At 65.7% G+C, this 14,543-nt stretch carries 11 protein-coding genes; 5 read left to right on the forward strand and 6 right to left on the reverse strand.

What is annotated here, in order from left to right:
- Positions 1-42: 42 nt before the first annotated feature.
- Genes M1D32_RS13525 through M1D32_RS13535 form a run of 3 tightly spaced genes read right to left on the reverse strand, consistent with a single transcriptional unit; the run spans position 43 to position 5,559 of the window.
- Positions 43-1,680 (reverse strand): DUF5719 family protein, encoded by a 1,638-nt coding sequence (locus M1D32_RS13525; RefSeq protein ID WP_458779164.1) that lies wholly within the window; start codon positions 1,678-1,680, stop codon positions 43-45.
- Positions 1,673-4,999, reverse strand: coding sequence for a glycosyltransferase (locus M1D32_RS13530; RefSeq protein ID WP_458779165.1), 3,327 nt, complete (start codon positions 4,997-4,999; stop codon positions 1,673-1,675). Before M1D32_RS13530 ends, M1D32_RS13525 begins: the two co-directional genes overlap by 8 nt.
- A 29-nt stretch (positions 5,000-5,028) precedes the next feature.
- Positions 5,029-5,559 (reverse strand): WhiB family transcriptional regulator, encoded by a 531-nt coding sequence (locus tag M1D32_RS13535; protein ID WP_458779166.1) that lies wholly within the window; start codon positions 5,557-5,559, stop codon positions 5,029-5,031.
- A gap of 391 nt (positions 5,560-5,950) precedes the next feature.
- Here M1D32_RS13535 and M1D32_RS13540 point away from each other — a divergent pair, with 391 nt between their 5' ends.
- A complete protein-coding gene (locus M1D32_RS13540; RefSeq protein ID WP_458779167.1) occupies positions 5,951-6,649 on the forward strand; it encodes a TIGR03089 family protein in 699 nt (232 codons plus the stop codon).
- A gap of 21 nt (positions 6,650-6,670) precedes the next feature.
- Here M1D32_RS13540 and M1D32_RS13545 read toward each other — a convergent pair whose 3' ends face one another.
- Positions 6,671-7,237, reverse strand: a complete 567-nt coding sequence (locus M1D32_RS13545) for a GtrA family protein (RefSeq protein WP_458779168.1) — start codon at positions 7,235-7,237, stop codon at positions 6,671-6,673.
- 231 nt (positions 7,238-7,468) lie between these two features.
- Here M1D32_RS13545 and M1D32_RS13550 point away from each other — a divergent pair, with 231 nt between their 5' ends.
- From M1D32_RS13550 to manA, 4 genes are read left to right on the forward strand one after another with little or no spacing between them, the layout of a single operon-like run.
- Positions 7,469-8,617, forward strand: coding sequence for a 5-(carboxyamino)imidazole ribonucleotide synthase (locus M1D32_RS13550; RefSeq protein WP_458779169.1), 1,149 nt, complete (start codon positions 7,469-7,471; stop codon positions 8,615-8,617).
- A complete protein-coding gene (gene purE, locus M1D32_RS13555; RefSeq protein WP_458779170.1) occupies positions 8,614-9,198 on the forward strand; it encodes a 5-(carboxyamino)imidazole ribonucleotide mutase in 585 nt (194 codons plus the stop codon). Before M1D32_RS13550 ends, purE begins: the two co-directional genes overlap by 4 nt.
- A 10-nt stretch (positions 9,199-9,208) precedes the next feature.
- Entirely contained in the window at positions 9,209-10,855 is a 1,647-nt protein-coding gene (locus tag M1D32_RS13560; RefSeq protein ID WP_458779171.1) for an LCP family protein, read from the forward strand.
- A 41-nt stretch (positions 10,856-10,896) separates the two neighbouring features.
- Positions 10,897-12,165, forward strand: coding sequence for a mannose-6-phosphate isomerase, class I (gene manA, locus M1D32_RS13565; protein ID WP_458779172.1), 1,269 nt, complete (start codon positions 10,897-10,899; stop codon positions 12,163-12,165).
- 81 nt (positions 12,166-12,246) lie between these two features.
- Here the strand turns inward: manA and M1D32_RS13570 are convergent, their stop codons facing one another.
- Complete coding sequence (locus M1D32_RS13570) at positions 12,247-13,302, reverse strand: lipid II:glycine glycyltransferase FemX (RefSeq protein ID WP_458779173.1); 1,056 nt, start codon at positions 13,300-13,302, stop codon at positions 12,247-12,249.
- Positions 13,303-13,392: 90 nt separating this feature from the next.
- Positions 13,393-14,415, reverse strand: coding sequence for a class II fructose-bisphosphatase (gene glpX, locus M1D32_RS13575; protein ID WP_176156781.1), 1,023 nt, complete (start codon positions 14,413-14,415; stop codon positions 13,393-13,395).
- Positions 14,416-14,543 lie beyond the last annotated feature (128 nt).

Below are 14,543 nucleotides of genomic sequence, written 5' to 3' on the forward strand. Positions count from 1 at the left end.
CCTGGCCCGCACCCGGCAGGCGGCAGTGCCGGAATACCAGCCTCAGTAACTCAGGGTGACTGGCACTGTTTCCTGGCCCGCCGCTGCCGGCAGGAAGGCCAGGGACGAGATGTCGTCCCTTCCGTCCTGTTGCAGAAGCAGGGCCCCGTAGGCGGCGTCGCCCGAAGCCGACACCACGTAGCCCACGACATTGGAATCCTCAGCCTTTTCGGGAATGGCGATGGATGCCGTCGTTCCGCCGGCAATATCGGCGGTGGACGCCGCCCGGACCTTGCCATCGGCAGTGATGGCCGAATAGGTGATGGTGGCGCGGTCGTCGAGAGCGCCGAAAACCAGGTGGCGTTGACCCCCCTGTGGGACGGGGACCACATGCTGGCTGCCGAGTCTTACTCCCGATGCCGCCCACGCGACGTCTGCTGCCTGGGTATCCCGGACGCCACGGGTAATCCTGGCAGCGGCCACGAACGTGACATCGGATGATGCAACTACCGTGTAATGACCGGCCGGGACGCCAGTGAGCGGGATTTCGGTGACGGTGCCCGCTTTGGCAGTTATCACTCCCCCGTTGGGCAATGCCTTCTGGCCGTCCCGCCCGTAGAGCTTGACCTCCACCACTGCGTCTGACGGGCCGGGCACGGTGAGCTGCAGGGCGGGACCAGCGTCTTCGTATCCGGATCTTCCGGTGACTGCTGCCACCTGTCCGGGGTCCTGGATATCCACGCCGGTCATGACCTGCCGGACGGCCGGCGCCGCTCCCGGGGCGATGAAGTCGACGCCGCCAGGGGTAAGGCCCCGGAGGACGCTCTGCTGAATTACGGCTGCAACGGGGCCACCTGCGCTGCGCACGTGCACACTCAGCTGGGCTTCCCCCGGCGCCAGGCCGGCCAGCACTACCGGCCGTGAGGTACCGGGGGCGACCAGCAGTCCCCGGCTGCCGGGTGCCTGGATCTGGCCGCCGGTCCCGAAGAGCTCCAGGCTCACAGTGGCTGGAGTAGTGGAAGCGTTGGTGAGGACAAGTACTGATGTACGGCCTACGGTGGTGCCCGCGCCCGCCAGCCATTGATCGTTCGAGGGCTGCAGGCAGTTGGCTGCCGCGGTGCCCTGCAAATCGCCGTCCGTTGCCGTGAACTTCATGGCCGCTGCGGCCGAGGCCTTCTGGTTTGCCAGGGCGTCGGCGCCGAGGACGTTCACCTGGTCTATGGATCGGCCCGCCACCACCCCTGCGAGGAGTTCCTGGGAAGCCCCTTCGGCACCGGGCTGGGCCTGCTCTTTGGAAATCTCGACGGCCGTTGTTCCGCCAAGTTCGGACAGCCGGCTGGCCGGCAGCACGCCGCCGGCGCTGAGCACTGCACCCGTGACCGAACTGGCGGCAGTCTCGGACTCGGGGCTGAATTGCGGGTCGGTGCCGGCTTCAGTGCCTTCCAGCAGCCGGGCCGGGCCCGGACAGACGCCAACGCTGCTGCCGGCAGGAACTGCCGACACCCCTGCGGGCACGGCACGGCTGGAAAGGGGCTGCGGGAGCACGGACCCGGCTGCCACCACGGCTCCTGCACCGGCGATGATAACGGCGGCGGAGGCCAGGCTGGAGAACACCGCGTTCCGCCCTTTGGCTCCGGAGCGCTTCGCGGTTTCTGTGCTTTCCCGGGTTTCGCCGCCGGCGGAATTGGATGTGTTACGCATTCTGGTGTTCCTTACGAAGCGAGCCTTCGTCCCGGGAAAGGCCCGTCCTTTGGCGCCGGGCAGGCATCGGGATGGCGAGCATGACCGTCAGTCCGATGATGGTGGCCTGGGCGATCCCGGACCACAGGGCCCACGGGTTGTCGTATCGCACCGTCAGGTGGCCCGCCGTGGCCGGGAGGGTGAAGGCCTGGGACCACCCGGATGTGGTAGCCGTCAGCCTGCGGCCGTCCAGCCACGCACTCCAACCGGGGTCTGCCCGTTCGGCCAGCACCAGCAGCCTGCCCTCCGGTCCCTCGGGAACAGCAGCATCGACGTCGTCGTACCCTGATGGGACCAGCGCAATGGCGGCGCCGTCCGCGTCGACAACCCGCACCCGGTGGGCAACATCCGCTGCCTGGAGCACGGGCTGGTTTAGCGGGGAGATCCGCCACAACCAGCCGACGTCGGTCTGGCCCACCGCAATCAGCCCTGGTACTGCGTCCATCCTGCTGGCAGTGAGCTGGGCAGCGGTGTCTGCCGCCCGGAGGACCACAAAGCCGACGCCGAGCTGTTCCAGGTCGGTTCGGGGGTCCACTCCCTGGCCGGCCACCAGCGTCGCCACCACGCGGCGCACCGCGGCAGTGACGTCGTCGTCGTCGCGGGCCGTTTCTGATCCGGGACGGCCGAGGATGTTGCGCGCCGAGGCGATGGCCGAAAGGCTGTCAAGCGTTGTTCCCGCGCCGCGCATCAGGGAAGCGTCATAGGTGCCGTTCTCACCGGTGCTGATCAAGAGCGTGCGCGTCTGTTCGGGCCCGGTTCCGCGGTCGGTGGCGGTGGCCGGGAGGATGCGGATGCCGGCAGCCTCCACGAGGCGGGGCGTTCCCAGCGCAGCGGAGGCCGCTGGCATCTGGGCCGTAACAACAGAAGGGCGGAGGATGTTATGCGCAGACCAGGCAGCCATTCCGGCAAGCGGGCCGGCCAGCAGGAGCACCATGCCACATGCCGTCGCTGACTGCAGCGCCTTCTTGTGGTTTACACCGCCGGTTGCCGCCGCGCTTGCCATGCCCAAAAGCCGTTCTGCTCCCAGGACGCCGGCACCCAGCAAGGCGAACGCTGCCGCCGAAACAGCCGGTCCGGGGAAGGGCGTCACCATGGCGTCGGCATTCATGCTTGAAGACACCTGCCCTGCCAGCCAGCCGCCGGCCAGGGCAATAGTGGCGACAACCCATAGGGACCGTGCAATTCCGGTCCGGCTGCCGGGCAGGCAGATGCCCGCCACGGCCAGGAGCAGGACGGGGACGGCAAGAAGGAGGGCAAGCAACAGGGCCCACGGCACCGCAGTGTCCGCGAAGTACGGCAGGCCAGCCAGCCCGCCGTTCGGTCCGAATTCAAGGGGCTGGCCGAGCAGCTGCTGCCATAGTGGAGCGGCGTCGAAACCAAGGGGGACGCCGGGATCAGCCAGCAGGGCCCGCGGCCTGTCGAGGGCTGAAAGGCCGAACGGAATGAACAGGGCCGCGGTGGGCAGCAACGCCCACCACACCGTCCGGCCCCGGCGGCCGAGCAGGAGCCCGCAAAGAACGATCACCACTGTGGCCGGAACCAGGAGGGACGGCGCGGACGCTGTCACAACAGCCAGCGCCAGGCCGGCCGCCGCCGCCGACGTCCAGGACGGCAGTCCGTTGATCCCGGGCTTAACCGCTGGCCGGTCGGTGACCCGGCGTTCACCTGGAGCCGGCAGCTGGAAGCGCCCTTGCCCCACTGCCGAGCCAGTGGCCCGCAGCAGGGCCAGTGCGACCAGTGGAATCATGATGTGTGCAATGAGCGCCCCGGCCCGGCCTTGGTTAAGGGCCACCTGCAGGGCCGGGGCAGCCGCCCAGAAAAGCGCTGCTGCCAGACGGAGGCGGCGGCGAACAGTCAGTCCGCCGGCCGCAAACCAGGCCGTGAGGCCGGACAGCGGTGTGCTGAGCAGCAGCAGCCAGGCCATGGCGGCGTTGGCGTCTCCGCCGCCCAGAACGCCAAGGATCCACAGGACATATCCAAAGGGGTCGCCGCGGCCCGGAAGCCCGGCGCCCAACGAGATCCACCAGCTGGATGCATGGTGCCAGATGTCGCCCAGGTTGCTTGAAAGGGGAATGAGTGCCCCGCCGGAGACGGCAGGGGCACCAAAGAGTCCGGTCAAACCCAGAAGGGAGGTGACCGATGCGATGATCACCGCGGCCAGGGCACCATTGCCCACCCAGCCGCGCTTGCTGGTGGCAAGGGCCGCGAAGTCATCGGATGCGTCCCCGCTGGGCTGGTGCGCCAGCGGGTCCTGCACAAGGTCATCCGTGGGGCTGCCGTCGGAACCCAGGGCTTCCATCAGGGAGCGTCTGTGACTCCATACCTCACGGCGGGGCGTCTGGAGCTTGCGGATGACGGACCGGCGGATTCGGCGCGTCTTCCTGGCGTTCGCCCTTGCCCTCATGACCGCGCGGGGGCGGACCAGGGCTGCAAAGGTTGCACCCAGCTGCGTGATGCCGTGCGCGGGATCCTTGACGGCAATGCTCAAAACGAGTTTGAAAATGCTTCCGAGAAGGGCCGCCACGCCATGGACGGGCACCATCCACAACGGTGCGTGCTTCAGCCGCAGGTGGACTTGGGCCTTCCGGGCGGCGGCGGCATTACCCAGCGCATGCGGCCGGTGTGCCACGTGGAACATCCTGGCCGCGGGGACAACTACCACACGGTGCCCCGCCAGGCGGTTGCGCCAACAGAAATCGACGTCGTCACCGCTGCCGGGCAAGGCAGGATCGAAGCCGCCGAGCTGTTCCCAGACGTCACGGCGCACCAGCATTCCAGCGGAATTCACGGCGAAGGTATCGGTACGGCCGTCGTACTGCCCCTGGTCAAGTTCGTCAGCGTCGATCAGGGTAAGCCGCTCCGCCCAACGGCTGGTTGAGAGGCCGACGTCCACCAGCATGCGTCCCGCATGCCAGTCCAACTGCTTGCAGCCGGCAACTGTCACTGATGGTGCCCGTTCGACTGCAAGCAAAAGTTCTGCGAGTGCTTCCGGAGCGGGCGCGGCGTCGTCGTGAAGGAGCCAGATCCACTCTGAACGGCTGTTGCCCTGATCCCCGCGCCACGGGGCGAGTTCGGCAAGTCCGGCGGATACCGCGGCGCCCATTCCGCTCTTTCCGCGGTGCTTTACTACGTGCGCCCCGCCCAGGGCCTCATCAAGCAGGACCTTTGAATTATCGCGGGACCCTGTGTCGACACCGATGACGTAGTCCGCCGGCCGGGTCTGGTCCGCCAAGGCTGCCAGGGTTCTGGGGAGATAGACACTGCCGTTGTGGGCAACCACAACGGCAGTGACATGAACATCCTGATGAATTAGATTGCTCGCTTCCTTAGCCGCCGGCGCTCGCGCTCGGAAAGGCCTCCCCAGATGCCGAAACGTTCGTCGTTGGCCAGAGCGTACTCAAGGCACTGGGACCGCACGTTGCAGGCACCGCAGACTTTTTTGGCGTCACGGGTGGAGCCACCCTTTTCCGGGAAGAACGCCTCGGGGTCCGTCTGGGCGCACAGCGCATCCGTTTGCCAGCCGAGCTCGCCTTCGTCTCCGAAGTCCTGCTGGAAAGGCAGCCCGATCCAAACGGGCTGAACCGGTCCGGCGGCAAGCTCCATGGGAGGATCGAGTTCGTCCTCAGGGTCCTGTCCGCCGCCCACGAGTGCTTCGTGCGCGGCGAGGAAAGCCGTGGCCTGGTCCTGCAGGAAGTCCTTATTGTTCGTGTTGAACCGTTCCGCAGCATCAGGATCCGCAGGGTCTACGTACCAATCGCTGGGCACCCCCCGCGCACGGTATTTGGCCGTTGCCTGACCGGCCACTACGGCATCTTCCTGGATACGCTCTGCTTGCCCCACGGCGACCCTCCTGATGTTGCAGCTCCTGCCTGGATACGTGGACACTCGGTTGTGTGCCGGCATTTACGCAGTTGCCTTTAGTTACCTAATTACACGTGTGTAACTAGGGCGAGTCAAGCCGCGGCCCGGATAATAATCACCCACGGCAACCAACATGGTGCACGCCACGCCCGGTAATTTTCGCCGCGCGGCCGGAAACTGGCCGACATCGGCGGACCGGACTGCTGAAAGCCCATAAAAACCGCCTAGTGGCGGGAAAATACCCGGCCAACCGATAAATAGCAAGCACGCTTAGCATCACATGTGATAAGTATCACGCTGCCAGCTGGAGTTACCTGCGGGGCGGGACAGGTTGGGTGACCTGCTGTGGCGCCGGTGGCAGGATTGTGGCATGACTACCCCGGCAATTGACCTGATGACCAGCCTGCGAACCGGCAACTCCACTGCTCCGCGCCTCACGTGGTACGGCCCTGACTCGGAGCGCGTGGAGCTGTCCGGAAAGGTGCTGGACAACTGGGTGGCCAAAACCAGCAACCTCCTCCAGGACGAACTGGACGCCGAACCCGGCAATCGCCTGGCGCTTGACCTGCCTGCGCACTGGAAGGGAATGGTCTGGGCACTTGCCGGCTGGCAACTCGGGCTGGAGACAGTCCTGAACGGCGGAGAGGCGGATCTCCTGGCCACGGCCCGGCCGGAGCCGGCAGCCGGAAAGTACGATGCCGTCGTGGCCGTTGCCCTGCCCGCGCTGGCCATGCGCTGGGACGGCGACCTTCCGCCTGGCTGCCTGGATTATGCTGCGGAAGTGCGCTCCCACGGGGACGTCTTTATGCAGCACGTCGAGGCCGACCCCACGGCTTGCGCGATTGTCGCCAGGGACGGCCGCCGGCACCTCCACCAGGACCTGCTTGACGGGTTCGCGATCCCCCATGAAGAGGGCGTGCGGCTGCACGTCCGGGGAGGGGACGGGCTGGAGACAGCACTGGCCAACGCGCTCGGGGCATGGCGGCGCGGAGGTTCAGTGGTACTGACGCACCCCGATGTCGAGCCGACTGAAAAGCTGCTGGCCGCAGAACGCATCCACGGCAGCTGAACGGCGGCTGGCCGCACGGCCCTACTTTTGCGGCTGGGCCGGATCCTCCGCGAGGGGCTCGCGCTCAACAGCACCTGTGCCGGAGCCTTTGCCGTGGTGGTGGAGGTCGATAAGCTCGTGGTCGTGGGAGAACTCCGGCTCCTGGTCCAATTCCTTGTTGAACACCAGAAAGCGGTAGGCGAAGAACCTGACCACCGTGGCCACCAGGATGCCCGCTACTCCCGCGAAAAAGAGCATGTTCTTGTCCGTGACGCCCAGCCCGTATTTGGCAAGGGCGGTAAAGCCGGTGGAGATGCCGATGCCGATGCCGTTGATGAGGATGAACATCAGGAACTCGCGGAGGACATTGTCCTGCCGCCGGTGCCGGAAGGTCCAGAGCCGGTTCGCTATCCACGAAAAGATTGTTGCCACTGATGCGCCCACAAAGCGCGCTTTGGCTTCACTGTCCGTCATGGGGCCGTGCATCAGGTAATACGTCATTCCGTTGTCGATGACGAAAGCCACACCGCCGACGGCGCCGAACTTGGCCACTTCACGCCAAAAAAGCGAGGCGAGCCCCCGGATGCGATCTGCGAGCGTGCTAAACATGACCCTCCATGGCCGTTGAACGATGGGCCACACGGCCAGAGGTCCATTTTAGCCCGTCAAATTCCTGGAGCGGTCCGGCAGCCACCCCTAATGCTGCGCCACCGAACGGTCCCGGGGCGGAAAACCATCGGGGAAAAGCAACGGAACACGGGATCGGGGCTGGTCTTCGGTAGGCTGGCCCATGTGACTTTTCCAGTAATAGGCGTAGTTGGCGGCGGCCAACTTGCTCGAATGATGGCCCCAGCCGCAACTGCACTCGGCTTCGAACTCCGCGTCCTTGCCGAAGGCGACGACGTTTCCGCCGTCTCGGCAGTACCCTCTTCTCCGGTGGGCGACTACAAGGACCTGCGGACCCTCCTGGAATTTTCCGAGGGCCTGGACGTCATGACCTTTGACCACGAGCATGTGCCCACAGCCCATCTCCGGGCTCTTCAGGATGCCGGCGTCAACGTCCAGCCCGGCCCGGACGCCCTGGTCCACGCGCAGGACAAGCTGGTGATGCGTGCCGCCATTGACCGGCTGGAACTTCCCAACCCCGCCTGGGCTTCGGTTGCGGACGTGGCCGCGCTGGTCAGCTTCGGCGAGGACATTGGATGGCCTGTGGTCCTGAAGACTCCCCGCGGCGGCTACGACGGCAAAGGCGTCCGGATCATTTCCTCGGCGGAGGAGGCTGCCGAAACCACTGGATGGTTTGAGGCCATGAGCCCTCTCCTTGCGGAGGCAAAAGTTGACTTCACCCGCGAGCTTTCCGCCTTGGTTGCCAGGACGCCCGACGGCGAGGCCCGGGCCTGGCCCGTGGTGCACACCATCCAGGTTGACGGGGTCTGTGACGAAGTCATCGCCCCTGCCTTGGACATTCCGGTGGAAGTTGCAGCGGCAGCAGAGGACGCTGCCTTGCGGATAGCCCATGAACTGGGTGTGACGGGGGTCCTCGCGGTGGAACTCTTCGAAACCCCGGGCACCGGCGCAGGGTTCCTCATTAACGAACTGGCCATGCGCCCCCACAACACCGGGCACTGGACGCAGGACGGGTCGGTGACCAGCCAGTTCGAACAGCACCTGCGGGCAGTCCTTAACCTTCCGCTGGGTGCCACTGATGTCCTGGGTCCGGTAGTCGTGATGAAGAACTTCCTGGGCGGCGACAACCAGGACCTGTTTTCCGCCTTCCCGCTGGCCCTGGCCAGCGAGCCTGCGGCCAAGGTGCACTGCTACGGCAAGTCGGTCCGCCCAGGTCGGAAGATTGGCCACGTAAACCTGGTGGGGTCGTCCACAGCAGAGGTTGATTCCGTCCGGCGCCGTGCTGGCACCGTGGCAGGCATTATCCGGGACGGGCGGGTATCCGCCGAAGAACCGCCGGCAATTTTTGAGGAGAAAGCATGAGTCCCGAAGCCATTCCCGCCCCCGGTCCCGCCGGCAACCCGCTGGTGGGCCTGGTGATGGGATCAGACTCGGACTGGCCGGTTATGGAAGCCGCGGCCGACGCCTTGGCGGAGTTCGGTATTCCGTTCGAAGCTGACGTTGTGTCCGCGCACCGGATGCCTACGGAAATGATCCGCTATGGCCAGACAGCGCACGAGCGCGGGCTGCGGGTGATTATCGCCGGCGCCGGCGGTGCAGCTCATTTGCCCGGGATGCTGGCCAGCGTTACTCCCCTGCCCGTGATCGGCGTGCCGGTCCCGCTGAAGACCCTGGACGGCATGGACTCCCTGCTCTCCATCGTGCAGATGCCTGCCGGCGTTCCCGTGGCCACGGTCTCCATCGCTGGAGCCCGTAATGCCGGTCTCCTGGCGGTCCGGATGCTGGCAGCGGGTACCGATGAGCTTGCGGCTTCGCTGCGCACCGACCTCCTCGAATTTGCCGCAGACCTTAATGCCGTGGCCGCCCGCAAGGGGGCAAACCTGCGGCAGAAGGTCAGCGAGGTTTTCGCCGAAGGCAACGGTCCGCTCCGGGGCAGCCGTTAGGAAGGCGGCCATGACCAGCAGCAAGGTCCAGCAGTCCCCTTCCGACACATCGCTCACGGACCCGGTCCGCTACCCGGTCAGCGCTTCCTCCCCGGTAAGGACCAAGCGCGGCTTCGTCCTTGTGCTTCTGACCCTCCTGGTCCCGGGCAGCGCGCAGCTTGTGGCCGGTGACCGCAAACTGGGCCGCGCGGCGCTAAGGGTGACGCTCTGTGTCTGGGCGGTCCTGCTGCTTGCGGTGCTCCTGCTGCTGCTCAACCGGACCCTGCTCATCAACATCATCACCAACCCCTTCGCTTCGCTGGCACTGGTGATCCTGTTGGTGGCACTCGCTGCCGGCTGGACACTCCTGTTTATCAACACCCTGCGCCTCATCCGCCCGGTGCTGCTGGCACCGCGGGCACGGCCCGCCGTCGTCGTTGCCCTGGTTTTGGCGATGGTCCTGGGCAGCGGGTCGCTTGGTTACGCTGCGTACCTGCTCAATGTGGGACGGAACGCGATCGGCAGCATTTTCTCCTCCGGCCCCGCCATCGACCCGGTCGAGGGCCGCTACAACTTCCTCATGATGGGAGGCGATGCCGGTGAGGACCGTACCGGCAGGCGCCCGGACAGCCTGTCCGTCCTCAGCGTGGACGCCAAGACTGGCCAGACCGCCATTATCTCCGTACCCCGAAACCTGCAGAATGCCCAGTTCAGCGAGGACTCCCCCATGCGCGCCGTCTACCCCGACGGCTACGACTGCGGTGACGAGTGCCTAATCAATGCCATCAACACCGAAGTGACGAACGAGTACGCCGACCTCTACCCCGGCGTGGCTGACCCAGGTGCACAGGCAACCCTCGAGGCCGTCTCCGGAACCCTGGGACTAACGGTGCAGGCTTATGTACTCGTGGACATGCAGGGCTTCTCATCCCTCATCGACGCCATGGGCGGCATCAAAATCAAGGCCGGCGGCTGGGTTCCCATGAGCGGCTATTTTGACGATTTCAGCCGGACGTACGGTATGCCCGTCGGGTGGATCCCGGCCGGAGAACAAACGCTCAACGGAGACCAGGCGCTGTGGTACGGACGGTCGCGCGAATACGTGGACGACTACGCCCGCATCCAGCGGCAGCAATGCGTGCAGCAGGCCATGCTGAAGCAGTTGGATCCCGCTACGCTCCTGGCCAAGTTCGAGGACATTGCCAACGCGGGAACCAAGGTGGTGGAATCAAACATCTCCTCGTCGCAGCTCGGCAGCTTCGTGGACCTCGCCATCAAGGCGAAAGGCCAGGACGTCAAACGGCTCACCATCGGCCCGCCGGATTTCGATGCCTCGTTCTCCACTGTTCCGGACTTCGATGAAATCCACACCCGGGTGGACCAGTTGCTGGCATCTGCTTCAGCGCAGGAGGCGCAGTCGGCAGGAGCTCCCGACGACGTCATGGTGGTTTCCCCCGCAGGTGCCGGGCCCGTGCAGGCGGCAGGAGCTCCTCCGGCCACCCTGCTGGCTGGCGGCCCCGCAACACAGCAGCCCGCGCCGTCGGACTTTGTCCCGGTGACCACCACTCCCGACGGTGAGCCGATTACGGAAGAGATGCTGACCCAGCTCAAGCGCCAAGGCAACGAGGAGGCCATCCGGCAACTCGTAGCCACCAACGGCCAATGCGCGCCGCTGTAACCAGCATCCTCATCAGACCTACCTAGGAAACGGACACCGCCTTGTACGAGATTGATAACGTCCTCCGGGACTATGCGTGGGGATCGACGACGGCGATCGCAGCGTTGCTGGGGCGGCCGGAGTCCGGGCGCCCGGAAGCAGAGCTCTGGATTGGCGCGCACCCGGACTCACCGTCCGTGGCCCACATGCCAGAGGACGGGTCCACCGTCACCCTCGATGCCCTGATCGCCGGCGACCCGGAGCGTTTCCTCGGCGCGGACTCCGTGGCGCGGTTTGGTCCGCGGTTGCCGTTCCTTGCCAAAATTCTGGCGGCTGCCCAGCCGCTCTCCCTGCAGGTCCACCCGAGCCTGGAGCAGGCGAGGGCTGGCTTCGCGCGGGAAAACGCGGAGGGGCTCGCCGCCGACGCCCCCAACCGGAATTACCGCGATGACAACCACAAGCCCGAGATGATTCTTGCGCTGACGCCCTTTGAGGCGCTGTGCGGTTTCCGTCCGGCCAAGCAGGCCCGGGAGATCCTGGAGCATGTCGCTTCAGCCTTTGGCGCCGTGGAGGGCGAAGCGCCCGCACTGATCAGCTCACTTCTTGCGGATCTTCAGGACAGCAACGATGGCGCCGGTTTGCGGAAGGCCTTCGAACGACTGATCTCCGGCGGCACGTCCGTGGCTGAGGACACGGCAGTGGTGGTGGCGGCGTTGCTTTCCGGAGCCCCGCTGGCTCCCTACGAAACCGAACTTGCGACAGCCATCAGCCTCAATGAAAAGTACCCGGGTGATCCGGGAGTCCTGATCTCGCTGCTGTTGAACCGCATCTCGCTGGAGCCGGGCGAGGCGGTCTACCTGCCGGCGGGGAACGTCCACGCTTACCTGCATGGTTTGGGCGTTGAGGTCATGGCATCCTCAGACAACGTGCTGCGGGGCGGACTCACCCCAAAGTTTGTTGACGTCCCCGAACTGCTGCGTACCATCGACTTCCAGCCCGTGGCCGTGCCGGGGCTCCAGCCCGAACGGACCGTGATGGACCAGGAGCTTTTCCGCCCGCCTTTCGAGGAGTTCCAGCTGCAGCGCATAGAACTCACCCCGGACGCCGGGCCCGTTCCGCTGGCACAGTCCGGCGCGGCAGTGGTGATTGTGGTGGCCGGGGACGTCTACCTGGATTCACCCAAGGGCGACCTTCAGCTTTCCCGAGGCGGCAGCGCTTTCCTGGCAGCCGCCGAGGCGCCCGTCAACGTTCATCCGGTAGCCGGCAGCACTGAACCCGCATTGGCCTTCGCTGTCACCACCGGGTTGCGTGAGGGTCTCGCCCGCACCTAGCAGCAGCAAAAGGGCGACGACGGCACCATGGCGGGTGCCGTCGTCGCCCTTGACGTGACGCTGCCAGCTGTCCTGACGCTGCTAGCTGCCTGGGCGCACCCTTTGGATCAGTGGCCGGACCCTTCCAGCAGCCGTCTTCAGGAGACGGCGTGCGGTTTGGAGTCCGCGGCGTGCCAGCGGCATGGCCTGCGCATAGGCCGGGTACAGCGGTGAAAGCGGCTTCTCCCAGGTGCCCAGGAGCATGTTCTCGTGCTTCGCAAACTGCTTCTTGAAGTCGGAGATGCCGTCGTTGAGGAGGCCATTGAAGTCGTAACGGGTGCAGCCGTCCGCACGCATCGCCTGCAGGGCTGCCCACTTCACACCGTAATTGACCCGCTGCTTTTGCCCCTCCGCGGAGACGCCGCCGTACAGCTCGAAGGCGGTGGCACCGCTCCTGGCGAGCCAGACGAACGCCAGCAACTGCTCGCCGTCGAACGCGCCGATGACGGGTGAGCCATCCCCCATGTTCCGGAAGATGTCCCGGTAGTACTGGTCCTCGTGGATCCCGAACCCGGCACGTTCCGCCGTCTCGTGGTAGATCGCCAGCACCTGGTCAAGCTCTGCGTCATTCTTCACCTTGCGGAACTCGACATCGCTGCGCGTCGCCTTGCGGATGTTTGCGCGGGTGGACTTGGACATTTCAGCCATGAGTTCGTCATCGGACCTGGTGAGGTCAAGGATCAGCGTGCGCGGAATCAGCACCGTGTTGGTGGATGAGCGGAACCCCGCTTCTTTCACCGCGTTTGCGTACGGCGAGTCCTGGTCCCAGTCCGGTTCAATGCTGAGGGCCACTCCGCGGTGGCGCTCGGCAGCGTGCCCTGCAAGGCTGCCGAGGACGGCCTGCGCATTCTCCGGCGCACACATGGGCCCCCGCGGAATGTAGACCAGTGCGCGGAAGGGCAGCGGCAGCCGCCGGATCAGCAGCTGCGCACAGCCGATGGTGTTGCCGTCATCGTTCACCAGCACCCGGTCAACGGACCAGCCGTGCATGGCCTTGGTCTCGCCCCAGCCCCAGAGCTGTTGCGGGTGCCCCTGGAACCGGTCGACGTATTCGTCCCACAGGGCGCGGTCAGTACAGGGCACAACAGCTGGAATCATGGCTTAAACCCTATACCAACGCATTAACGCCAAAGCCCCGGAAGGCGCTGGGCGCGCTCCGGGGCTCCGTATGGCCTGCGTGGCTGTGGATCAGCTCTTGCGGGCGTAGCCTTCCCACTTGCTGGCCTGGTGCTCGCCGTCAACAAAGCGGATGGTGCCGGACTTGGAACGCATCACGATGGACTGGGTCAGGACCTTGTCCTTGGAGTAGCGGACGCCCTTGAGCAGGTCGCCGTCGGTGATGCCGGTGGCAGCGAAGTAGCAGTTGTCGCTGGAGACGAGGTCGTTGGTGGAAAGGACCCGTTCCAGGTCGTGGCCGGCGTCGATGGCCTTCTGCTTCTCTTCATCGCTGGTGGGCCACAGCCGGCCCTGGATCACGCCGCCCAAGGACTTGATGGCGCAGGCAGCCACGATGCCCTCGGGGGTGCCGCCGATGCCCATCAGGGCGTCAACGCCAGTGCCGGAGCGGGCAGCTGCGATGGCGCCGGCAACGTCGCCGTCCATGATGAACTTGGTGCGGGCGCCTGCCTCGCGGATTTCCTCCACCAGCGGGCGGTGGCGGTCGCGGTCCAGGATCATGACGTTGAGCTGGTTGACCTTGACGCCCTTGGCCTTAGCGATCAGGTGCAGGTTCTGCTTCACGGGGAGGCGGAGGTCCACCATGTCCGCGGCTTCAGGACCGGTGACCAGCTTCTCCATATAGAACACGGCTGAGGGGTCGAACATCGAACCGCGCTCGGCCACCGCCAGGACGGCCAGGGCGTTGTTGATGCCAAGTGCGGTGAGCCTGGTTCCGTCGATGGGGTCCACTGCCACATCGCATTCCGGACCGGTGCCATCACCCACGCGTTCGCCGTTGAAAAGCATGGGGGCTTCGTCTTTTTCGCCTTCGCCAATGACCACGACGCCGTTGAAGTGGACGGTCTGAAGGAAGGAGCGCATGGCGTCGACGGCAGCACCGTCGGCCGTGTTCTTGTCGCCGAAGCCTACCCAGTGTCCGCCGGCGATTGCTGCCGCTTCGGTAACGCGGACAAGCTCGAGGGCAAGGTTGCGGTCCGGCTCATCGTTGCCCACCGCCAGGGAGGGGGAGATCGTGGAGTACTTCTGGGTCATGGACGCTGGTGACACGTGAACCTCTTCTTCGAGTGGCGATCATTGAACCCGCCCAGCCGGAACAGCCGCGCGGTGATTCCTCTGATATCGATCATAGTCGCGGCACCGGGTTCCGGCTGCGGGATGAC

The organism is Arthrobacter sp. D3-16 (assembly GCF_054408515.1).